The 21,475-nt window shown below is 65.7% G+C and carries 18 protein-coding genes; 9 read left to right on the forward strand and 9 right to left on the reverse strand.

Annotation, left to right across the window (positions count from 1 at the left end; translation table 11 throughout):
- The first annotated feature begins 387 nt into the window (after positions 1-387).
- The 5 genes from AC1Z3W_RS13820 to AC1Z3W_RS13840 all read left to right on the forward strand — a co-directional run bounded on the left by AC1Z3W_RS13820 (position 388) and on the right by AC1Z3W_RS13840 (position 4,337).
- A complete protein-coding gene (locus tag AC1Z3W_RS13820; protein WP_175826209.1) occupies positions 388-1,413 on the forward strand; it encodes a GlxA family transcriptional regulator in 1,026 nt (341 codons plus the stop codon).
- Between the two features lie 550 nt (positions 1,414-1,963).
- Positions 1,964-2,626: a hypothetical protein gene (locus AC1Z3W_RS13825; RefSeq protein WP_057927544.1), complete on the forward strand. Its 663-nt coding sequence runs from the start codon at positions 1,964-1,966 to the stop codon at positions 2,624-2,626.
- A 10-nt stretch (positions 2,627-2,636) separates the two neighbouring features.
- Positions 2,637-3,188, forward strand: a complete 552-nt coding sequence (locus AC1Z3W_RS13830) for a PAAR domain-containing protein (protein ID WP_082664776.1) — start codon at positions 2,637-2,639, stop codon at positions 3,186-3,188.
- Positions 3,175-3,852 (forward strand): M35 family metalloendopeptidase, encoded by a 678-nt coding sequence (locus AC1Z3W_RS13835; RefSeq protein ID WP_124833868.1) that lies wholly within the window; start codon positions 3,175-3,177, stop codon positions 3,850-3,852. Before AC1Z3W_RS13830 ends, AC1Z3W_RS13835 begins: the two co-directional genes overlap by 14 nt.
- Positions 3,849-4,337: an OmpA family protein gene (locus AC1Z3W_RS13840; RefSeq protein ID WP_124833867.1), complete on the forward strand. Its 489-nt coding sequence runs from the start codon at positions 3,849-3,851 to the stop codon at positions 4,335-4,337. The genes AC1Z3W_RS13835 and AC1Z3W_RS13840 overlap by 4 nt, the downstream gene beginning before the upstream one ends.
- Positions 4,338-4,772: 435 nt before the next feature.
- On the opposite strand, the gene AC1Z3W_RS13845 is transcribed toward AC1Z3W_RS13840, so the two are convergent.
- Positions 4,773-6,185 (reverse strand): discoidin domain-containing protein, encoded by a 1,413-nt coding sequence (locus tag AC1Z3W_RS13845; protein ID WP_124833866.1) that lies wholly within the window; start codon positions 6,183-6,185, stop codon positions 4,773-4,775.
- A gap of 287 nt (positions 6,186-6,472) precedes the next feature.
- Here AC1Z3W_RS13845 and AC1Z3W_RS13850 point away from each other — a divergent pair, with 287 nt between their 5' ends.
- Positions 6,473-7,894: an aminotransferase-like domain-containing protein gene (locus tag AC1Z3W_RS13850; protein ID WP_057927548.1), complete on the forward strand. Its 1,422-nt coding sequence runs from the start codon at positions 6,473-6,475 to the stop codon at positions 7,892-7,894.
- 7 nt (positions 7,895-7,901) lie between these two features.
- A complete protein-coding gene (locus tag AC1Z3W_RS13855; RefSeq protein WP_175826211.1) occupies positions 7,902-8,714 on the forward strand; it encodes an ATP-dependent serine protease in 813 nt (270 codons plus the stop codon).
- Between the two features lie 73 nt (positions 8,715-8,787).
- Here the strand turns inward: AC1Z3W_RS13855 and fdhA are convergent, their stop codons facing one another.
- The 8 genes from fdhA to AC1Z3W_RS13895 all read right to left on the reverse strand — a co-directional run bounded on the left by fdhA (position 8,788) and on the right by AC1Z3W_RS13895 (position 18,654).
- Positions 8,788-9,984: a formaldehyde dehydrogenase, glutathione-independent gene (gene fdhA / locus AC1Z3W_RS13860; protein WP_057927550.1), complete on the reverse strand. Its 1,197-nt coding sequence runs from the start codon at positions 9,982-9,984 to the stop codon at positions 8,788-8,790.
- A 281-nt stretch (positions 9,985-10,265) separates the two neighbouring features.
- Entirely contained in the window at positions 10,266-11,456 is a 1,191-nt protein-coding gene (locus AC1Z3W_RS13865) for an HlyD/EmrA/EmrK family protein (RefSeq protein WP_124833865.1), read from the reverse strand.
- A complete protein-coding gene (locus tag AC1Z3W_RS13870; protein ID WP_483507771.1) occupies positions 11,456-13,273 on the reverse strand; it encodes an efflux transporter outer membrane subunit in 1,818 nt (605 codons plus the stop codon). Before AC1Z3W_RS13870 ends, AC1Z3W_RS13865 begins: the two co-directional genes overlap by 1 nt.
- 8 nt (positions 13,274-13,281) lie before the next feature.
- Positions 13,282-14,220, reverse strand: a complete 939-nt coding sequence (locus tag AC1Z3W_RS13875) for a glycosyltransferase family 2 protein (protein ID WP_057927553.1) — start codon at positions 14,218-14,220, stop codon at positions 13,282-13,284.
- 10 nt (positions 14,221-14,230) lie between these two features.
- Positions 14,231-15,817 carry a DHA2 family efflux MFS transporter permease subunit gene (locus AC1Z3W_RS13880; protein WP_175826213.1) on the reverse strand — a complete coding sequence of 529 codons (1,587 nt, stop codon included), beginning with the start codon at positions 15,815-15,817 and terminating at the stop codon, positions 14,231-14,233.
- Positions 15,814-17,097, reverse strand: a complete 1,284-nt coding sequence (locus tag AC1Z3W_RS13885; RefSeq protein WP_175826214.1) for a nucleotide disphospho-sugar-binding domain-containing protein — start codon at positions 17,095-17,097, stop codon at positions 15,814-15,816. Before AC1Z3W_RS13885 ends, AC1Z3W_RS13880 begins: the two co-directional genes overlap by 4 nt.
- Positions 17,098-17,114: 17 nt before the next feature.
- Positions 17,115-17,684 carry a methyltransferase family protein gene (locus AC1Z3W_RS13890; protein WP_175826215.1) on the reverse strand — a complete coding sequence of 190 codons (570 nt, stop codon included), beginning with the start codon at positions 17,682-17,684 and terminating at the stop codon, positions 17,115-17,117.
- Positions 17,685-17,751: 67 nt separating this feature from the next.
- Complete coding sequence (locus AC1Z3W_RS13895) at positions 17,752-18,654, reverse strand: alpha/beta fold hydrolase (RefSeq protein ID WP_124833861.1); 903 nt, start codon at positions 18,652-18,654, stop codon at positions 17,752-17,754.
- Between the two features lie 719 nt (positions 18,655-19,373).
- On the opposite strand from AC1Z3W_RS13895, the gene betI reads away from it, so the two are divergent.
- Both betI and betB read left to right on the forward strand, forming a co-directional pair.
- Positions 19,374-19,958 carry a transcriptional regulator BetI gene (gene betI, locus AC1Z3W_RS13900; RefSeq protein WP_057927558.1) on the forward strand — a complete coding sequence of 195 codons (585 nt, stop codon included), beginning with the start codon at positions 19,374-19,376 and terminating at the stop codon, positions 19,956-19,958.
- A 32-nt stretch (positions 19,959-19,990) separates the two neighbouring features.
- Positions 19,991-21,460 (forward strand): betaine-aldehyde dehydrogenase, encoded by a 1,470-nt coding sequence (betB, locus tag AC1Z3W_RS13905; protein ID WP_124833860.1) that lies wholly within the window; start codon positions 19,991-19,993, stop codon positions 21,458-21,460.
- Positions 21,461-21,475 lie beyond the last annotated feature (15 nt).

Genomic DNA, 21,475 nt, shown 5'->3' on the forward strand with positions numbered 1-21,475 from the left:
TTTCCAGCGCGTCCAGTGCAAGGCTGCCGACGGCTCTATTCTTGTCGTTCGGATTTTCGACGGATTGATGAATTTAGACGCGTTCTTTGCCTTTTCCGCCATGCACGTCCGTTTTGTACAAGTGACCGGTCGTGCTTTTTCGGATGACCGACCAAACCGCCGGTTGCCGTTCACCTATGGACAGGCACTTTGCCGGTGCCGGTGCTGCGCGTCCAGGGTGCAGCGCAGCCCGGTTACGGTGCAGCGCAGCATCGGTCGGACGCCCATATGACGTATGGGGCTAGGGTTTAGCCGTATGGCACGCTTGTTGCGCTCGCTCACACAATACGGTAGCCCGATGCGTGCCTCTCGGGCCAAAAGCTATTAGAGATTCAAGGAACGCCCCCCATGTCGCCCGACCGCACAGCGTCGCTGTCCCACTTCGCGTTCATGCCCCTGCCGAACTTCACGATGATCGCGTTCACGAATGCGATCGAGGTGCTTCGGATGGCGAACTACCTGAGCGGGCAGCCGCTCTACCGCTGGTCGCTGATCAGCCCGGACGGCGGTCCGGTCACGGCGAGCAACGGACTCACGGTCGACACGGGCCCGGCCGAATGCGTGGGGCAGCCGGACATCGTTTTCGTATGCGGCGGCGTTGACGTGCAGCGCGCGACGACGCCCGCCCATCTGTCGACGCTGCGTCGCTTCGCGCGCTCCGGGATTCCGCTCGGCAGCCTGTGCACGGGCACCTATGCACTCGCGAAGTCGGGGCTGCTCGCGGGCTACGCGTGCGCGATCCACTGGGAAAACATGTCGGCGCTGAAGGAAGAGTTTCCGGATACGCGCTTCCTGAAGGAACTGTTCGTGGTCGACCGCGACCGCATCACGTGCACGGGCGGCGTCGCGCCGCTCGACATGATGCTGAACCTGATCGCCGCGCGCGTGGGCACCCCGCGCGTCACGCAGATCGCCGAGCAGTTCATCGTCGAACACGTGCGCGACACGAGCGCGCAACAGCGGATGCCGCTCGTCGCGCGGCTCGGCTCGGCGAACAAGTCGCTGTTCGAAGTGATCTCGCTGATGGAGAACAACATCGAGGAGCCGCTGTCGCGCGAGGAACTCGCGCGGCTTGCGAACATGTCGCAGCGCCAGCTGCAGCGCCTGTTCCGCGAGCATCTCGGGATGACGCCCACGCACTATTACCTGACGTTGCGGCTGCGCCGCGCGCGCGAGCTGCTGTTGCAGACCGACATGTCGATCATGCACATCACGATGGCGTGCGGCTTCCAGTCGGCGTGCCACTTCAGCAAGAGCTATCGCGATGCGTTCGGCGTTGCGCCGACGCGCGAGCGCCGCAAGCAGGTCGCGCCGCTCGCACAGGGTGCCGCGGCCGGCGGGCCGGCCTTTCCGGCCCGCGTGATCCACGCGTGATGCGCACGGCACGATAAAGAACATTCAGTCTTGAAAACTGAGGCGGCGAAGTTGCGAAAGCGTGGCAGCGAACGCTACGCAGAGGATTTGACTTCTCGGCGCGATGCTTTCGCGCCACTTCTCCTGACGGTAGTGCGGCTGTAGCGGCCTATTTCCCGTTTCCTGATGCCCCCCGGTAAAAGAAGGCGATCGCCGTGGTTCTGGGGACATCGCGCCGAACAGTGCCGTCCGTCGACGCGTGGCAATCTCCAGGAGCAAAAAATCCGCGTCCCTCACGCGGTCTCTTCCGCTGTCACCCGGCACGCCGATGGGCGCCATCATCCCATCATGCCTTCGCCGCGGCTTAGCGTCGCCTCATCTCGTGCGCAGCATGCAGCTTGATCCGTGATTGAGCACTCATCGGCCACCTCACGATTTCCTACGTCACGCCATCTCGAATTTCAGTCCTTTGTTCGAAATCCAAACCAAAAATCATACTCGTCCAATAGACAAGCCGATCGTTACCGGCGACCGTTCATAGCTCGTCCATCCATAAAAAATATCCGAGCTTATGACAGAAAAAAAACGGGCCGATTGTCCGTATTTTCTTCACTCTTCGATCCAGCTTTACGCGATGGTGAAGCAGCTACACCACACGCACATCTGTACACCCGACGCAGTCGATCCGATGTATAGCAGCAACATGCAAATGATCTGCACGAACGATCCGTTCATTTGCACCTACCTTTCGCTCCTTGATGCGGTCATGGGTTCCCGAACCCTTGCGCGCGACGACGCCCCCTTCTGGCCAATCGATTTCCGGCAAGTCGATACCCGTCATTTCATGGAACAGCACGGCCGACTATTGGTCGCCGTGAACTACGCCTATGGGGCGATCGGAGGCCGGCTGGCGGTTTCCGATACGGGTCATCCGTTGATGACCTACGCCTTTGCATCCTTCAACGTGCCAGCCGAAAATCGCGACCACTTCACCATCCGTTTCCCCGACAGCGTGGTCGAACGAGTTGAAACCGCCTATGCGCGGGCCGGACTATCCGGGTTCAACAAGACGCTCGACATGATGGATACGTGGACCGCCGGTCAGATAACAGATGCAGAGGCCGAAGCGTTAGCACATATGCCGCCGACCGTCGTGGTTGAAGGCGTAGCGATCGATCAATACGCAATCTATGACCCCGAGTCAGCCGACTGGGTCTTTACCAACTTCGATTGAGGAAACGACCATGAGGCGACGAGCAGTCAGGAATGGCGACCCGACGACAACGGGTGGTGTCGTCATCGCCGTTACGTCAACGATGTTCAACCACGGCAAACAGGTCGCGCTGGATGGCGACAAGGCGACATGCGGAAATTGCGAAGGGGCGTTCCTGATAGTGGGCGGTGCACAGCGCATGACTCACCACGGGCGATGTGTTGCGCTGGAGGGTGACGCCGTACTCTGTCCATGCGGGAAAAACCGACTGATCGCGGGTAGCGACAGCACAATTTTTTACGGAGGTGGCAGTTACCGTAATGCAGCGAGCCCGTTCGCCGCGCGCTCAGCATTTGAGACGACCCGACACGCGCCCGCATCGGACATCCATGACGAACAATACGTATTGCGCGATGCAGATAGCGGGCGACCGCTCGCGAATGTCCGATATCGGATTCTCCTATCATCCGGAAAGGTATTTTCCGGCGTGACAGACGCAACAGGACACACGCAGCGGGTTACGTCCGCGCATGCGGAATCGCTCAAGTTCGAGATTGCAAGGAACAGAAATGCCAAATTCTGATGACGATTACGTGTTGGTACACGACACCGCCACGACGAACACGACGCCTGGCTCCAAAGTGCAGGTCGATATCAACACAACGCCAATATGCCCGAACATGAGCAATGAGCAGTTCGCCGAGATTGCTATGCGCGCATGCGATGCGGCAATTGTCCTCATCAAGGATCGCATTGCTGCGGTAGCTCGATGGGATGCGAATGAACAAGCGCGCGCCACAACCTATTTTGGACGTGCCGACGCACAGATTCGCAGCACGTTATCTTCCGGGCTACCACGATTGCTTGCCGCAATGCAAGAGCTGGTTCCGGAAAAAATTGTCCGATGGGATAGTAAAGTTAGCAAAAATCTAACTTGCGCAATCGTGCCGGACAACGGCCGAAATCACGCCGCCGTGTGTAAACCCGACTCTCATAAACGAGTCATTGCCATCTATTCTAAATTTTGCAGTGATTCATTCGGTGAACTGTATCACGCATCGAAAATAAAGGTGCTGATTCACGAATGCACACATTACACCGACACATTCAACTCCGAAGACATCATATACGGAGACACGGAAATCGGAATGAAAGTATTTGCGATGCAGAATCCGGAGAACGCCATCACCAACGCTGACAGCATCACTGGATACATTTCAACCTTCGACAAAATAATTAGACCATGAACAGAAATTCGTTCAAATCCTACGTTGCGGCCTGCCTTTTCACGCTGTCGCCGGTTCTATCCGGCACCGCGACTGCATGTACGATAGGCGAGGAAGCGCAGGTGCAATTCCCATTCAACACAACCACATTTTCCAATGCAGACAGAATAGCAATATCGAATAGCGTTATTGAGGCAAAAAAATGGCCCGACGTGGAAATTCAAGCGACCGTAATTTCTGGCGCCTACATCAAAGAAAAGAATGTTGAGGAATTGAAAGACGCTCGCGCCGAAAATGCGAAATTGTATTTGCAGCAGCTTGGCATAAGCGCCGATCACATCTTGATCGACAAAAAAACCTTTACCGATGAAATGGTGGTAAAGCAGCCCGACGGCACCGTCGACGTTCATCAGATGATCGTTGAATTGACGCCGATCTGTAAAGGCAGCTGCGCATGGATGTGTGACGACCCGCTTGTGGTGCCGCGAAGCAAGGCCATCAATTGACGACAATAGAATGGTACGTCCGCGTATGCGAACATTCATATCCCCGCGCCGACAGCATTCCAGGGTACGTCGTCAATGGTGACTAAACTCCTCACCGCCATCGCGCTCACGCTGAGCCGCGCACGTGTAGCATTCGCATGTGGCCGTCCCTCGAACATGCCTGCCCATTACATCGGCATTGTTTTCGATACCGATTCGATACCTAAGACGCACTGACGTTACACGCCGCATTTACCAGCCCGCGCAAAGCGGGCCGTCTTCTTTGCGCGCTTGCAGCGCCTTTGTCTGTGTCTTCCTTCGTCCGGTCAGTCCATGGCCCGCGATCCAGGGAACGCACATCCACCGGTTTCCCCGAAAATCGAGATACCGGAATCTGCTACGTGCGAGCGATCGCTGCAACAATGGGGCCGGCATAAGACTGCTTTCAGCTCGCGCTTACGATCCCCACACCTGCATTTCGTCGAGCGAGTAACCCCACTGCGTCGCGCGCTTCGTGCCGAGCATCCGCACGTAGCGCCCCTGCGCGTTCAGGCTCGGCAGCGTGACGTGGCCGTACGACACGCCGTTGTTCGTCGAATAGACCGTCGTCCAGTTCGCGTTGTCGTTCGACGTCTGGATCTGGTAGACGAGCGCGCCCGCGTCCCAGTAGAGATCAACGCTGCTGATCTGCTTCACCGCGCCGAGATCCACGGAGATCCATTCCGTACCGACGCCCGCGCCTTCCGGCGAATCCCAGCGCGTGCTCGTCGTGTTGCCGTCGAACGCCTTGTCCGGCGACAAAGACGCACTGTAGCTCGCCGATGCAGCGGCCGGATGCCCCTGCGACAACAGCGTCGGCTGCGCGGCGGCCGGGCCGCCGTAGTAGCTCGAGCCGAGCTTCGCCTTGGTCGCGTCCGCGTTCACGCCGAACTGCGACAGGCTCCAGCGCTGGCCGGTCGTCGCGTCGCCCACGTAAAGCTGGTAGCCGCCCGCCGTCGTCGACGAGAAGAACACGTAGTTCGTGCCGCTCACCGGCGCCGGGTCAGAGTTGTTGCTCATGCAGTCGCTGATCGGCAGCGCGTTCGGCGTCGACGCCGGGTCCGCGGTCTTCGCATAGATCTGGTCCGCGCCACCTGTGTCCTTCCAGCGCGCATAGAACACCATGCCGTCGCCGCGCACGATCGGATAGTAGGTCTGCAGCCCGGCCGGATGATCGAACACCGCGGTCGCGCCGGTCGCGATCGTGCGCTTCATCAGCCCCATGTTCGAACCGGTGCCCGTCGCGTAGTAGACGGCGCTCGCGTCCGGCGCGAGGAACGGCATCGAGTATTCGGCGCCGGCCGGCGCATTCGTCAGGCTCACGACCGACGTGAACACCGGGCCCGCGCTGGTGTACGACAGCGTGCCCTGCTTCACGTCGCCGTTCTGCTTGAACACGAGCGTCTTGCCGTCCGCGCTGAACTTCGGATCCTCGTTGCGCGTCGCGCCCGTGCTGTTCGTCAGGTTGACGGGCGGCGTGCCGGCGCCGAGCTGCAGCATGAACACGTTCCATGCGCCGTTGCTGATACCCATGAACGCGAGCCACTTGCCATCGGGGCTGAACACGCCGTTCATCGGATCGGTGATACCCCAGTTGCTCTTGCTCAGTTGCGTGAGCGTGTGGGCGGAAAAGTCGTACAGGAACAACTGACTCGTGCCGTCGCCGTACTTGACATAGCTGTGATAGACGAGCTTGCCGGTGAGTGCGACAGGAAACGACGTGTTGGATTGAGTCGGGGGATTGCTGATGCAGGCCGCTGCGGCGGCGCCGCTGAACAGGTCGAGGGCGATGCCGGCCACGAGGCCCGCGACGAGGAACTTCGATTTCACGCTGGTTGCTTCCGGATAAGGGTAAGGACGCCGTAGACAAGGTCCCGCTCACGGTGCGCGGGGTCACGGATACGCCATCGGGGCAGCGTGAACTCCGTCTCGATCAGGCACTGGGAATACAGTTTGCGCAGCATGCCGGTTCACTGGTCTGAAGAAAAGAATCAGAGTCGCTCGAAAACATGCGTATCAGCGACATGCCGATCAGCGATTGGGGGCGGGATTGAACGCGGCGGATGCCGTGCTACTCTTTTTTTTCAGCGACGGCCGCGCTCGGCCGGAGGGCAGGCATGAAGCGATATGCGGCGCTCGCGCAGACGATTGCGGACGCGATCCGGCGTGGCGACCTCGCGGTCGGCACGCGCATCCCGACCGTGCGCTCGGCGTGCCGCGCCTATCGTGTAAGTCCTTCCACCGTATTTCGTGCGTACTACACGCTCGAAAGCGAGGGCCTGATCGTCGCGCGCGCGCGTTCCGGCTATTTCGTTGCGAACCTCGATGACAAGCGCGTGCGGACCGGCCACGACACACCACGCAAGGCGGGCGCGTCGCAAGCCGGCGAGGACGACGCGCTGTTCCGGCTGATCGACTCGCTCAAGCGCGACGACATCGTGCCGCTGGGTTCCGCGTTCGCCAGCTATTCGCTGTTTCCGATGAGCAGCCTGTGGCGGTACGCGGCGACGGCGGCCCGCAACATGGACCGCGCGAAACTGCTGGCCGGACTGCCGCCCGGCCACGAAGCGCTGCGCCGCCAGATCGCATTGCGCTACCTGAACGCGGGTGCGTCATTGCCGATGGAAGAGATCGTCATCACGACCGGCGCGGCCGAAGCGCTGACGCTGAGCCTGCAGGCGCTCACGCGCCCCGGCGACATCGTCGCGATCGAGCGCCCGGCCTTCCCCGCGGTACTGCAGGCCGTGCAGCGGCTGCATCTGAAGACCATCGAAATCCCGGTCGACCCGCGCACCGGCCTTGATCTCGATGCGCTCGCCGACGCGCTCGACGCCCATCCGGTGCGCGCGTGCTGGTTCATGACCTCGCTCCACAACCCGACCGGCGCGACGCTGTCCGACGAGCGCAAGCGCGCGCTGATCGAACTGCTCACGTCACACCAGGTGCCGCTGATCGAGGACGACGTGTTCGGCGAACTGCATTTCGGCCCGACGCCCATACGCCCCGCGAAGCTGTACGACGACAGCGGGCTCGTGCTGCATTGCGGGTCGTTCTCGAAGTGCCTCGCACCCGGCTTCCGGATCGGCTGGGTCGCGGCCGGACGCTATGTGCAGCAGATCAGGCACGTGAAGAATGCAAGCGCGCCGGCGGCAGACGTGCCCGCACAGATGGCCGTATCCACCTACCTGCGCAACGGCGCGTACGACCGCTTCCTGCGCCGGCTCCGGCGCAACCTGGCCGCGCACCAGGCGCAAATGCTGGCCGCCGTTCGCGCGTACTTTCCGCCCGACACGGAAGTGTTTGCACCGCGCGGCGGGTATTTCCTGTGGATCGAACTGCCGCCGCACGTGGACGCGATGCGGTTGTTCGACGACGCGATGGAGAACGGCGTGAGCCTCGCGCCCGGGCCGATCTTTTCCGTGACGGGCGCATTTCACCGTTATGTCCGGCTGAACTATGGCCGGCCGTGGACCCCTGCCGTCGAGGATGCGATGCGCACCATCGGCACGCTCGCCGAGCGGCAACGACAGACGAGGTAGCAACGCCATGCGAATCCTGCCCAACCGGAAAGTCCGCACGCGCGATACGCTGCGCGGCGCACTGAACCTGCGTGCCGAGCCGCGCGGTGCCGTCAGCCAGCGCTGCCGGCAATGCGGCTTCATGGCGTTTCGCGCCAGCGAGCAGTGCCCCGTCTGCGGACTGGGGGGCTGGCCGTTCGCGCCGCTGCACGAGCGGCACGGCGATGCGCATGCCGCGCAGGCCGTGCCCCCGCACGGTACGCAGCAGCCTGCCCCGACGTGGTCGTCGCGCGTCGCGGCCGCGGTGCGCAACGCGGCGATCCAGCGGCCGCGCGCATCGAGCGCGCCGCTGCTGAGCATCCTGACCCTCGTGCTGCTGGTCGGCGGTTACGTGACGCTCGACCGGACCTGCCGGGCCGACCCCGTCTGTCGCGGCCAGGGTGCGCCGGGACGGGTGGCGGCCGACGCCAGTGCGCAAGCGGCCGACACGCCGACGTTGCCGGTCGTGCCCGCCCCCGTCCATGCATTTCATCCGGCCGACCGCGCGCCGGCCGACACGAATCGGCTCGCCGACGCCGACCGGCCGAGTGCAACCGACCAGCCAGGCAACGCCGGTACGACCCGACACGGGACCGGACGCGCGACCACGACGCTCGCGCGGCACGCGCCGCCGCTTCGCGAGCCGGAAAGCGCGCGCGGCGGCATCCGCGTCGCCGACTGGAAAGGCGGCGTCCCGGCCCGGCGCGCGCATGCGATCCGCCGCGTGAGCGTGCACATGCGCCACGGGCGGCGCGCGGCGGCGACCGAGGCCGCAATGGCCGGGCTCTATCGCGGACACTGAGCGCGGCGCGCGCACAGAAAAAACGGGCGGCACCGTTTCCGGTGCCGCCCGCTTCATGCCTGTCGTTCGTGCGTCAGGCTGCCAGCAAACCGTGCGGATCGATCACGAATTTGCGCGGCGCGCCGCCGTCGAACTTCTTGTAGCCTTCCGGCGCCTGGTCGAGCGAGATCACCTCGACGTTGACGATCTTCGCGATCGGCAGACGGTCGAACAGGATCGCCTGCATCAGGTTGCGGTTGTACTTCAGCACCGGCGTCTGGCCCGTGAAGAACGAGTGCGACTTCGCCCAGCCGAGGCCGAAGCGAATGCTCAGGCTGCCGTGCTGCGCGGCCTTGTCCTTCGCGCCCGGATCGTCCGTCACGTACAGGCCCGGGATGCCGATCGCGCCGGCCGGACGCGTGATTTCCATCAGCGAGTTCAGCACCGTTGCGGGCGCTTCCTCGGAGTGGCCCGACGAACCGTGGCCGTGCGCCTCGAAGCCGACGCAGTCGACCGCGCAGTCGATCTCCGGCACGCCGAGGATCTGCTCGATCTGCTCGCCGAGCGACGCGTCCTTCGACAGGTCGACCGTCTCGAAGCCCATTGCCCGCGCATGTGCGAGGCGTTCCTCGTTCATGTCGCCGACGATCGTCACTGCCGCGCCGAGCAGGCGCGCCGAGGCGGCCGCCGCCATCCCGACCGGGCCCGCGCCCGCGATGTAGACCGTCGAACCCGGCTTCACGCCCGCGCTCACCGCGCCGTGGTAACCGGTCGGCAGAATGTCGGACAGACAGGTCAGATCGCGAATCTTCGCCATCGCCTGGTCGCGGTCCGGGAATTTCAGCAGGTTGAAGTCGGCGTACGGCACGAGCACGTACTCGGCCTGGCCGCCAATCCAGCCGCCCATGTCGACGTAGCCGTATGCGCCGCCGGCACGCGACGGGTTCACGTTCAGGCACACGCCCGTATGCGTGTCCTTGCACATCGCGCAGCGGCCGCACGCGACGTTGAACGGCACCGACACGAGATCGCCGATTCTCAGCGTCTCGACATCGGGACCCACCTCGACCACTTCACCCGTGATCTCGTGACCGAGCACGAGGCCGACCGGGGCGGTCGTGCGGCCGCGCACCATGTGCTGGTCGGAACCGCAGATGTTCGTGCTCACCACTTTCAGAATGACGCCGTGGCCGATCGCTCGGCCGGTCGGATCGACCATTTTCGGATAATCGATCTTCTGTACTTCGACCTTGCCCGGCCCAAGATAGACGACACCTCGATTGCTGCTCATCGTATTGTCTCCATGTCTCGTTGGATGGCGCTGCTGCGCGCCGGGCGGATGCGGCGCACATGCAACGTGCTGTTCGAGAGTAGTCCCGGAGGCGGGGGCGCCGATTTCTCAAACGCGACATGTGTTTGATCGGTGCCGACATCGATGGCGGAAACACGAAAGTCGGGCCGGAAAACCACCGGAAAACGGGAAGGTGGCGCACTGGGAGACCGTCGCGTGGAAGGCCTAACGCGGGGCCCGGCCGGTCGCGGCGATCGGCCCGCCCCGGGGTCGGGTGCGCGTTACCCGCCCTGGTTCTCGCGGATGATCGCGGCGGCGGCCGCTTCCGCGTCGCTCGCGACGCCGTCGTGCATGCGCGTGCTGACGGCCGGCGTCGGCGGCTCGCTGTCGAGCGCATGGCCGTCGCGGTTGCGCGTATCGACCGTCGCACGCATCGACAACCCGACCCTGAGCGGATGCGCGGCCAGGTCGCGGAGATCGATCGCGATCACGACCGGCACGCGCTGCACGACCTTGATCCAGTTGCCGGCCGCGTTCTGCGACGGCAGCATCGAGAACGCGCTGCCGGTACCGGCCGAGAAGCCCTGCACGCGGCCGCGATAGACGACGCGCGACCCGTACAGGTCCGACACCACGTCGACCGGCTGGCCGATGCGCATGTGGCGGATCTGCCCCTCCTTGAAATTCGCGTCGATCCACAGCCGGTTCAGCTGCACGATTGACATCAGCGGCACGCCGGGCCCGACCTGCTGGCCGACCTGCACTGAACGCTGGCCGACCGTGCCGTCGACTGGCGCGACAATCGTCGTGCGCTTCAGGTTCCGGTACGCGAGCTTGAACTGGGCGGCCGCCTGCACGACCGCAGGGCTCTCGTCAACCGGCAGCTTGCTGCCGAGCGCACGCGCCGCTTCGAGCTGCGCCTGCGCGGCGGCAAGGTTCGCCTGCGCGCCGGCGACCGCCGCGCGGGCACGCGCCAGTTCCTCCGGCGCCACGATCTCGACCGATGCGCCCGAGCGCGCGGCAAGCGCGCGCTGCGCGAGCGACAGGTCGGCCTGGCGCGCGTTCACGGCTTCCACGTACATCGTGTTCGAGATCTTCGCGTTCGCGACCTGGCGCACGGCCTGCACGAGCTGTGCCTTCGCCTGTGCGAAAGCGACGGACGCTTCGGTGTCGTCGAGCCGCACGAGCGTCTGCCCGGCGCGCACGGCCTGCGTATCGGCAACGAGCACGTCGGTCACGGCGCCCGGAATCTGCGCGGCGACCTGCACGATGCTGCCCGCGACGTACGCGTCGTCGGTGTCCTCGTCATAGCGGTCGCGCAACAGCCAGAACGCGATCCAGACGAGCGCGGCCAGCAGCACGACCGCGAAGAACAGCGTGAAACGCTTGCGGCGGGTCGCCCGGCGCGCGTCGAGTGCCGGATCGTTCAGTGCGGCCGGCTGCGCGGCGGTATGAAGGTTGTCGTGGTGCATCAGTCGCTTTGCGTAACGATCAGACGGTCATGCTGGAACAGGGGAATCGCCGGCACGCGCGTGTCGGCGGCGACAGCGGGTGCCGTGCCGCGCGTGCCGGCGCTCACGCTCGCGGTATCGATCGTCGGGCTGCGCGGCGTCGCGATCACAGCCGGCGGGTCGATCCGCGCTACCTGCGGCGCGCCACCACTACCGGACGCGGCCACGCGACGCGCCTGCGTGCCGGCGTTCGTCTCGTTGCGGGCAGCGGCGTTCGCCAGCGCGCCGCGCTTCGGCCGCGTGCCTTGCGCGGTACGCGTCGCAACCGTCGGCGCCGATGCCGATGCCATCGTTGCGCTCGCATCGAATCCGCCGCCGAGCGCGCCGACCAGCCCGACACGCAGCGTCCGCTGCCGCCCGAGCAATGCAATTAGCTGCGCGCGCTCGTCGATCAGCGTGAGATCCGCGACATCGACGTCCTTCTGCATCAGCACGCCACGCCGATGGCGGTCGGCCGCGATCTGCACGATCTTCTGCGCGGCGGCGACGGCGTCCTGCTGCTGCGCGACGAGCGTCTGCGCGGTCTGCAGCGACGTGACGATCTGCGCGACCTGGCCGAGCGCGTCGTCGACGGTCTTGTTGTACAGCCCGATCGCGACGTCGGCCTGCGCGACGTCCGCGCCGAGCTTCGCCTTCAGGCGGCCGCGATCGAACACCGGTAGCGAGATCGCCGGACCGACGGAGCCAGCGAGCGCGTCGCGCGAGAACAGCGACGCGGGCGTCAGCGCGAACACGCCGCCGAGCGCGACGAGGTTCACGTCCGGATAGAACTGCGCGCGCGTCGAATCGGCATTCGCGAACGCGGCTTCGACCCGCAGCCGCGCGGCGACGATGTCGGGCCGGCGGCCGAGCAGATCGGCCGGCAACCGCGCGGGCAGCGCGCCGCCGGGGAATACGCCGACGCGCGGCCGCTGCAGCGCGAGGCCACGCTCGGGGCCACGGCCGGACAGCACGCCGAGCTGCAATTGCGCGAGCTTGATCTGCTCGTCGTTCAGCGCGATCTGTTCGAGCAGGCGGCTGCGCTTGATCGACGCGTCGCTCGCGTCGTACGCGTTGTCGAGGCCGCGCGCGGTGCGCTCGCGCAGCACGGCCGTCACGCGCTGGCTGATCTTCAGCTTCTGCTGCAGCAGGTCGCGTACCGCGTACGCCTGGTCGAGCTGGCAATACACGGTGACGATCGCGACCGCGAGCGTGAGCCGAACTTGTTCGGCCTCGACACCCGCCGCGTCGCGCAGCGACATCAGGCTCCTGGTCGCCGCACGGTTCTTGCCCCACAGATCCAGCTGGTAGTTCAGCCCGACGAACACCGACGACGGCGATACGACCGGATCGCCGAAGATCTCGACCGGCACGCGATAGCCGCCGGCGGACACGTCGGCGATGTCGCCCGGCTTCGGCATCCGCGCGCGGCTGACCGTCGCGCCGGCCGTGCCGGTCAGCCCCGTCAGCGAATCGAATTGCCGAAGCTGCGCCTGCGCGATCCGCAGCCGCGCCTGCGCGACCTGCAGGTCGGGGTTGTTCCGCGACGCCTCCGCCACCAGTGCGTCGAGCTGCGGATCCTGCAGCTGCCTGACCCAGTCGGGCGCGGGCCACGCGCCGTCCGCACCCGGCCCCGCGGTTTGTGCGAGCGCGTCGCCGGCCGGTGCGCGCAGCGACAGCGACGGCAGGAACCCCGACGGCACGCAGCCGCCCAGCGCCAGCAGCGCGGCCGCCGCGACGATCGTCCAGCCGCGCGGCCCGCCGCGCGCCGGCCGCGCCGCTTTCATGATGCGTTCCATCGCTTCCCTCATCCCTGCCGGACGCGCTGCGCGCGCGCGGCCAGTCGCGGCCGCGCGCGCTCGAGTGGACCGAGCCGGCCGAACAAGCCGTCCGCGATACCGAACAGGATGCCGGCGAGCTTGTCGCGCTTGTTGCTCTCGACGAGCGCGATCTGCACGACCTGCCACACGGTCAGCAGGTTCGGCACGATCGCCACCGGAAAGCGCAACCCGTACTGCATCCCGAGCTGCACCGCATTGCGCGCGCTGTAGTAGCGCCGCTGCCACGAGTGATTCATCGACGTCATTTCGAAAGGGCCGAACGCGTGACGCTGCTTCGCGCCGATCCGGTGCGGCAGCACCAGCGACGGCACGACATAGAGCGGCACGTTGAGCGCGAGCGCGCGAAAGCTGTACTCGGTATCGACGTGATCGATGAACAGCGTCTCGTCGAAGCGGCCGAGCACGTCGAACGCGGCGCGCGACACGACGCAGCCCGACGAGATCAGGAACGCGCAGCGCTGCAGCGGCGCGTCGGGATCGACGCGCAACCGGCGCAACGCGATCCCGTTCGTCGCGAGCTCGGGCAGGAAGCTGCGCGCGTTCTCGTCGAAGATGCGCGGGCCGGCGAGAAACGCGCGCCCCGCGACACCCGCGCACGCGTCGCGCATCGTCGCGAAGTAACCGGCCGGCACCGACGAATCCTGGTCGAACAACGCAACGGCATCGACGTTCTCCCGAAACAGCGTCGCAAGCCCCGCGTTGTAAGCGCCTGCGATCCCGCCGCGGTTGCCGTGATGCAGCAGTGCAATGCCGTCGCGCGCGCAGCGCTCGCGGGCGCGCGCATCGGGCTGCGGCGTGTTGTCGACGACGAGCAGCGCGTCGCATGCATGCCGCCACGCGCCGAGCGCCGCGAGCTGCGCGTCGGTCGGGTGATACAGGATCACGAGTGCGCCGAGTGTCGCCATGCCCCTCTCCTCAATGTCCGAACGAAGCCGCCGCACCGCGCTTCGGCCGCGTCAGCCACATCATCGCGGCGAGCACGAGGCAGGTCATGCTCGCCATCCAGAACATGTCGCCCGTCGCCATCATGTACGCCTGCTGCATCACGACCTGGTGCAGCGTGGATAGCTCGCGCACGCCGTCCACGCCCATCGCGTTCAGCGTGTGCACGAAGCGCTGCGTGTTCGCCGATGCGTGCGTGACCGATTGCGACACGACGTCGTAGTGATAGGTCGCCCGGTTGTCCCACAGCGTCACGCTCATCGCGGTGCCGAATGCGGCGGACAACGTGCGCAGGAAGTTCGACAGGCTCGACGCGGCCGCGAGCCGGTCGTCCGGAATGCGCGACAGCGTCGCGGCCGTCAGCGGAATGAAGAAGCACGGCAGCCCGATCCCCTGGATCAGCCCTGGCGTGGCGATCTGCGCGAACGTCATCTTCAGCGTGAAATGCGCGTCCCACGCGAGCACGGCCGCGAACACGAGGAAGCCGAACGTCGCGAGCACGCGCGCGTCGAAGCGATGCGCGTGCAGGCCGACGAGAATCGAGAACACGAGCGCGAGCACGCCGAGCGATGCGGTGGCGAGGCCCGCGTGAAACGCGTTGTAGCCCATCACCGCCTGCATCCACAGCGGAAACACGACACCCACCACCGAGAAGCTCATCATCCCGAGCGAGATGATCAGCACGCAGAACGAGAACGTGCGGTCGCGAAACAGGCTCAGGTCGACGACGGGATGCGCCTCGCCCGCCTCCCAGATCAGCAGCGACACGATCGCGAGCCCCGCGACCACCGCGAGCGTGACGATCAGCGGCGAATCGAACCAGCCCTTGTCGTGGCCAAGGTCAAGCATCGCCTGCAGCGAGCCGACGCCGATCACGAGCAGCACGATGCCGGGCACGTCGATCGGGCCGGCCGCGCCGCGCTGCGCGTCGGGCCGCAGCATCATGGTGCACACCGCGAACGAGAACAGCCCGATCGGCAGGTTGATCAGGAAGATCCACGGCCACGAGAAGCTGTCGACGATCCAGCCACCAACCACCGGCCCGAAGATCGGCGCGAGCAGCACCGTCATCGCCCACAGCGCGAGCGCGACGGTGCGCTTGTCCGACGGGAACGTGCGCAGCAGGATCGTCTGCGACAGCGGCACCATCGGCCCCGAGCACAGCCCCTGCAGCGCGCGGCAGACCACCAGCACGTGCAGGTCGCGTGCGAGCCCGCACAGCAGCGACGTCAGCGTAAACAGCAGCACCGCGCCGACGAACAGCCGCAGTTCGCCGACGCGCCGCGCGAGCCAGCCGGTCAGCGGGACCGCGATCGCGGCCGCGACCGAATACGAGCTGATCACCCACGTGCCCTGGCTGTTCGAGACGCCGAGACTGCCGGAAATCGCCGGCACCGCGACGTTCGTCACGGTCGAGTCGAGCACTTCGATGAAGGTCGCGAGCGATAGCGCGAACGTCAGGAGCGCGAGCCGCGCGCCGCGCACCGGCGGCGCAACAGGGGCGGGTTCGCGCGCATCGAAGGCGGCGGGCGTGTCCTGAAGCGACGATGCCGTGCTCATGCGCCCGCCATCGCAACGGCGGCCGGCGCGATCGCGCGTCCGTGTTTCGGTACAAAGCGCTCGATGAAATCGGCAGCCGTCTCGCAACCGTCCGGTGCGGCGTTGATCAGCGCACGCGCGCGCTCCGCATAAACGGCGAATTCGGGCTCGCTCAGCACGCGCATGAGCGCCGCGCCGAGACGCGCGCCGTCGACCGGACCGTCGACGCGTACGCCGGCACCGTTCGCCGCGACACGCTGCGCATTGTCGAACTGATCGTGCGCGAACGGCGTCACCACCTGCGGAATGCCGGCCTCGAACGCGAGCGCCGCGGTGCCGATCCCGCCGTGATGCACGAGCGCGCGGCAACGCGGCAGCAGCGTGCGCATCGGCACGAAGCGGCGCACAAGCAAGCGGTCGCCGGCCGGTGCCGTATCGTGCTGGCTCAGCAGGATGCCGCGCGCGCCGGTGGCACGCAGCGCGTCCTCGACCGCGCGCGCATACGCAGCGTGATCGACGCGCGTCGACCCGGCCGTGAACACCACGGGCGGCTCGCCGGCCGCGAGAAACGCGTCGAGCGCGGGATCGTCGTCGGGCGTCGCGACGTCGTTGAACAGCGGAAAACCGCTTTGCAGAAGACGGGCCGGCCAGTCGCGCTGCGCCGGCGCGAACCAGTCGGGAAACAGGCACAGCACACCGTCGGTCGAATGCAGCCAGCGGCCCAGCACGCGCTGCGCGGGTGCGAGCCCGAGGTCGCGGCGCACCGCATTGAGCGCCGGTCCGCACACGCGGTCGAGCACCTGCCGCTCGATCAGCGTCATCAGTGCCGTCTTCACCGGCAGCGGCCAGCGCGCGGGAATCGTCAGGCGCGGATGCGTCGGCGGCACGTGCGCGGACAGCAGCGTCGACGGCGACACCTGCACCGACACGTACGGCGTGCCGTGCAGCTCCTGCATGAAGCGCGCGGAAAACGCCCACAGCGTGCCGACCAGCACGGTGTCGCGCTCGGTCAGCGCGCGCAGCGCGTCGTAATGCGGGCGCAGCACGGGCGCGATCACCTGCCACAGCGTGCGGAACGACGTGCGCGGATCCCACAGCGCCGGGTTCGCCATCGCGGCCTCGTACTCGGCCGCGGTACCGACCGGGACGAACGTGAAACCGCAGCGGCGCGCGGCCGCCTCGAACGGTGGATGCGTGCAGAACACGACGTCGTGGCCGCGCATCGCGAGCGCGCGCGCGACGCCGAGCAGCGGATGCACATCGCCCGCCGAGCCGATTGCGGTCACGATCACCTTCGCCATCGCGCGCCTCGCCGGGATCAGTAGAAGCCGGGGATCAGCGCCGCGACCTCGCGGCGGTACTGCGCGTACGCCGGCCCGAAATAGCCGGTCAACCAGCTTTCCTCGACGCGCACCTTGTACGCGAGCGACGCGAACACGAGCGCGACGCCGAGCGCGCCGCGCCACTCGCCGCCGATCAGCGCGGCGCCGACCAGCGCGACCAGGCAGCCGGTATAGATCGGATGACGCACGAGGCCATACGGCCCGGTGCGAACGAGCTCGTGGTTTTCCTTCAGCGTGACCGACACGCTCCAGTTCGTGCCGAGATGCAGGCGCGCCCACACCGAGAACAGCAGCCCCGCGACGAGCACCGCGAGCCCGCATTGCGCCTGCAGGTCGAAGCGCTGCCAGTCGGGCACGAGCGCGCGCAGCGTCAGGTCGGGCAGGATGATCAGTGCGCCGCCGACGATCAGCGGAATCGACTGCAGCGTGCGCGAGCGCGACGCCTCCTTGCGCACGGTCGTCTTCACGGCCTGCGACGTCACGATCCAGTAGGCGAGCCACGCGGCCCACGGAACGACGATGGCGATGGTCTGAACGATATTCACGGCTGGCCTGCCTCGTATGGATGAGAATTCGGATGCGCCCGGTGTGCCCGGTGCGCGACGTGCTGCGTCACGACGACATGGCCGGCATCGGCGCGGACACGCATGTGTGCGCGGCGCCGAGCGCGATGCCCGCGGCAACGGGCGGCGCGTCGCAGAAGAAGTCGAGCAGCGCTGCACGCGTGGTCTCGCGCTGCGCGCGGCCTTCGATGTCGAGGAAATGGCCGGCATCGGGAATCGTCGCGAAGCGCGCGCGCGGCACGTGCGCGGCGAGCTGGCGAACGTCGGCCGGCGTCGTGTATTCATCGCGCTCGCCGTTCAGGAACAGCAGCTCGCAGCCGATGTTCGAGAACTCGCTCAGGTAGCGCGCCGGCTGCAGCGACAGGATCTGGTCGACGTGGAACGCGACCTGGTCCTGCTCGTCGCGCGGCAGGCGCGTCAGGTAGCGATAGTTGTACAGCTTCATGATGCGCGGCAGGTAGCGGCCGACCGTGTCGTTCAGCAGTTGCGCGGCCTTCAGGTTCTCGCCGGCCGCGATGTGGTCGCGGGCGCGCGTCACGTAGTCGACCATCGCGTCGTTCAGGAACGGCGAGAACGAGCAGATCGCCGCGCGCCGCACGCTCGGGCAGCCGCGTGCGAGCGCGAACAGCGACGCAACGCCGCCCCACGACACCGACACGAGGAACGCCGGCGCGAAGCGCTCGACCAGATGCTGGAGGATCGCGGCCTCGTCGTCCTTGGTCAGGATGAAGCAGCCGGGGTTGTGCTGGCGCGACTGCCCGGCATACGGCAGGTCGAAGCAGATCGTGTTCATCCGCTCGCCGAGATACTGGACGGTCTGTCCGAACGAGGCGGTCGTCGCGAGCGCGCCGTTGACGAGCATCGCCGTGTCGAACGACGGATCGAACACGTTCCGTTCGACGTAGACCTTCAGACCATTCGGTAGCGGGACCACGTGTTTTTCGGTCGGCATCGTCGTTCTCCGGTGGATGCGGCGTCTCGGCGTCGCGGCATGCTGCAGGTGCGCAATGGCGTGCGCCGGCCATGCCGCGGTCGTTGGCCGCGCCCATTGCCGACGCACCGCGGCAAATTCCCGCGGCGCCGATTCATTCCTCGTAATGCGGCGCCATACTAATACGGGCAATATTACTTACTCAAGTCATTCCAACGATCCCCTCTACTCCACCTGGAAATACACTGGATTCAAATTTTTTCTGCATTTTTTGTGGTAGGCGGAATCGGATGCAAGGTGATTGCAATCGTTTGCGAGCAAGCCACAAAACACGCTAATACGCACACAATTCAGTTTTAATTCATATAGATAACAAGTTTCAATCGCCCGATTGAAACGAATTCCCGGAATTCGCCGATTTCGATGACCGGCATTCAAATTTCAGGATCTCCGAAATTCTCACATAGCTCGACATTCTTTCGACGCGTAATAAATCCAATCCGAAAACTTTCTCAACCATTGGATCGCCTTTTCCGAAACCGTTTTAAACAAACTTCAAATTATTTAACATCCTTTCAATTCGTTTTTCCGCATCCGCACAATCGCGGCGGCCCCATCGTTACCGTCTGCCGGCACCTCATTCACCGTCGGACCCCGATTTTTTGTTGATTGAACGATCAATAAAAAACCGCTAAGCTCTCGACTTCCATGAACGGCCCGTCCGGGCGAAGGAGTTCGCGATGCCGAAAGTCGGAATGCGGGAGATTCGCCGCGCACAGTTGATCGACGCCACGCTGCGCTCGATCGACGAAGCCGGCCTGCCCGGCACGACGCTCGCATCGGTCGCGCAGCGCGCGAACATCTCGACGGGCATCGTCAGCCACTACTTCGGCGACAAGGACGGCCTGCTCGAAGCCACGATGCGGCACGTGCTGCGCGATCTGTGGGCGGCCACCACGCAACGCCGCGTCGCCGCACGCAAGGACCCGCGTTCGAGGCTGCGCGCGATCGTCGCCGCGAACTTCGACGACACGCAGGTCAGCGCGCCCGTGATGAAGACGTGGCTCGCGTTCTGGTCGCAGAGCATGCACGACCCGATGCTCAAGCGCCTGCAGCACGTCAACACGCGGCGCCTTCACTCGAACCTGTGCGCGGAATTCGCGAAGCGCTTGCCGCGCGCGAAGGCACGCACAGCGGCCAGCGGCCTCGCCGCGCTGATCGACGGCCTGTGGCTGCGCGGCGCGCTCGCCGGCGGCCCGATCGACACCCGGGCTGCATCGAAGCTCGCCCACGATTACATCGACCTGCTGCTCGCGTCCGACTGACGCGTCACGCAGTCGCCAACCAGGAGATCCTCATGTCCGTATACGGTTTGCAGCGCCTCTACATCGGCGGCGGTTACGTCGACGCCACCAGCGGCAAGACTTTCGACACCTTCGATCCCGCCACCGGCGAACTGCTCGCGCAGGTGCAGCAGGCGAGCGCGGCCGACGTCGACCGCGCGGTCGCGTCGGCACGGGAAGGTCAGCGCGAATGGGCCGCGATGACCGCGATGCAGCGCTCGCGGATCCTGCGCCGCGCGGTCGACCTGCTGCGCGAACGCAACGACGAACTCGCGGCCATCGAGACGCGCGACACCGGCAAGCCGATCGGCGAAACGCTCGCGGTCGACATCGTCACCGGCGCGGACGTGATCGAGTACTACGCGGGCCTGGCGACCGCGATCGAGGGGCTGCAGGTGCCGCTGCGCGCCGAGTCGTTCGTCTACACGCGCCGCGAACCGCTCGGCGTGTGCGCGGGCATCGGCGCATGGAACTACCCGATCCAGATCGCATGCTGGAAGACGGCGCCCGCGCTCGCGGCCGGCAACGCGATGGTGTTCAAGCCGAGCGAAGTCACGCCGCTCACCGCGCTGAAGCTCGCGGAAATCTATACGGAAGCCGGTGTACCGGCCGGCGTGTTCAACGTCGTGCAGGGCGACGGCTCGGTCGGCGCGCTGCTCACCGGTCACCCGGACATCGCGAAGGTGTCGTTCACCGGCGGCGTCGAGACCGGCAAGAAGGTGATGTCGCTCGCCGGCGCATCGTCGCTGAAGGAAGTGACGATGGAACTCGGCGGCAAGTCGCCGCTGATCGTGTTCGAGGATGCCGATCTCGACCGCGCGGCCGACATCGCGGTGACCGCCAACTTCTTCAGCTCGGGCCAGGTCTGCACGAACGGCACGCGCGTGTTCGTGCACCGCTCGGTCAAGGACGCGTTCACGCAGAAGGTGCTCGAACGCGTGAAGCGGATTCGCGTGGGCAAGCCGACCGATGCCGACACCAACTTCGGCCCGCTCGTGTCGGCCGCGCAGCTCGACAAGGTGCTCGGCTTCGTCGAGAGCGGCAAGGCCGAAGGCGCGAAGCTGCTCGCGGGCGGCACGCGCCTGACCGACGGCCACTTCGGCAGCGGCCAGTATGTCGCGCCGACCGTGTTCGGCGACTGCCGCGACGACATGAAGATCGTGCGCGAAGAGATTTTCGGGCCGGTGATGAGCATCCTCGATTTCGAATCGGAGGACGAAGTGATTGCTCGCGCAAACGATACGCACTACGGCCTCGCGGCCGGCGTCGTGACCGAGAACCTGTCGCGCGCGCACCGCACGATCCACCGCCTCGAAGCCGGCATCTGCTGGATCAACACGTGGGGCGAATCGCCGGCCGAAATGCCGGTTGGCGGATACAAGCAATCCGGCGTCGGGCGCGAGAACGGCATCACGACGCTCGAACACTACACTCGAATCAAGTCGGTACAGGTCGAGCTCGGCCGCTACAACCCGGTGTTTTGAGAACGATAGGAGATA

This window comes from Burkholderia sp. 10_S31, from assembly GCF_056930375.1.

Excerpts from the sequence above, each read along its gene's own strand:
- AC1Z3W_RS13820 (WP_175826209.1), top strand. The coding sequence starts at position 388 with ATGTCGCCCGACCGCACAGCGTCGCTGTCCCACTTCGCGTTCATGCCC.
- AC1Z3W_RS13875 (WP_057927553.1), bottom strand. The coding sequence starts at position 14,220 with ATGGCGACACTCGGCGCACTCGTGATCCTGTATCACCCGACCGACGCG.
- AC1Z3W_RS13840 (WP_124833867.1), top strand. The coding sequence starts at position 3,849 with ATGAACAGAAATTCGTTCAAATCCTACGTTGCGGCCTGCCTTTTCACG.
- AC1Z3W_RS13830 (WP_082664776.1), top strand. The coding sequence starts at position 2,637 with ATGAGGCGACGAGCAGTCAGGAATGGCGACCCGACGACAACGGGTGGT.
- betI (WP_057927558.1), top strand. The coding sequence starts at position 19,374 with ATGCCGAAAGTCGGAATGCGGGAGATTCGCCGCGCACAGTTGATCGAC.
- AC1Z3W_RS13870 (WP_483507771.1), bottom strand. The coding sequence starts at position 13,273 with ATGGAACGCATCATGAAAGCGGCGCGGCCGGCGCGCGGCGGGCCGCGC.
- betB (WP_124833860.1), top strand. The coding sequence starts at position 19,991 with ATGTCCGTATACGGTTTGCAGCGCCTCTACATCGGCGGCGGTTACGTC.
- fdhA (WP_057927550.1), bottom strand. The coding sequence starts at position 9,984 with ATGAGCAGCAATCGAGGTGTCGTCTATCTTGGGCCGGGCAAGGTCGAA.
- AC1Z3W_RS13850 (WP_057927548.1), top strand. The coding sequence starts at position 6,473 with ATGAAGCGATATGCGGCGCTCGCGCAGACGATTGCGGACGCGATCCGG.
- AC1Z3W_RS13825 (WP_057927544.1), top strand. The coding sequence starts at position 1,964 with ATGACAGAAAAAAAACGGGCCGATTGTCCGTATTTTCTTCACTCTTCG.
- AC1Z3W_RS13835 (WP_124833868.1), top strand. The coding sequence starts at position 3,175 with ATGCCAAATTCTGATGACGATTACGTGTTGGTACACGACACCGCCACG.
- AC1Z3W_RS13855 (WP_175826211.1), top strand. The coding sequence starts at position 7,902 with ATGCGAATCCTGCCCAACCGGAAAGTCCGCACGCGCGATACGCTGCGC.
- AC1Z3W_RS13880 (WP_175826213.1), bottom strand. The coding sequence starts at position 15,817 with ATGAGCACGGCATCGTCGCTTCAGGACACGCCCGCCGCCTTCGATGCG.
- AC1Z3W_RS13885 (WP_175826214.1), bottom strand. The coding sequence starts at position 17,097 with ATGGCGAAGGTGATCGTGACCGCAATCGGCTCGGCGGGCGATGTGCAT.
- AC1Z3W_RS13865 (WP_124833865.1), bottom strand. The coding sequence starts at position 11,456 with ATGCACCACGACAACCTTCATACCGCCGCGCAGCCGGCCGCACTGAAC.
- AC1Z3W_RS13895 (WP_124833861.1), bottom strand. The coding sequence starts at position 18,654 with ATGCCGACCGAAAAACACGTGGTCCCGCTACCGAATGGTCTGAAGGTC.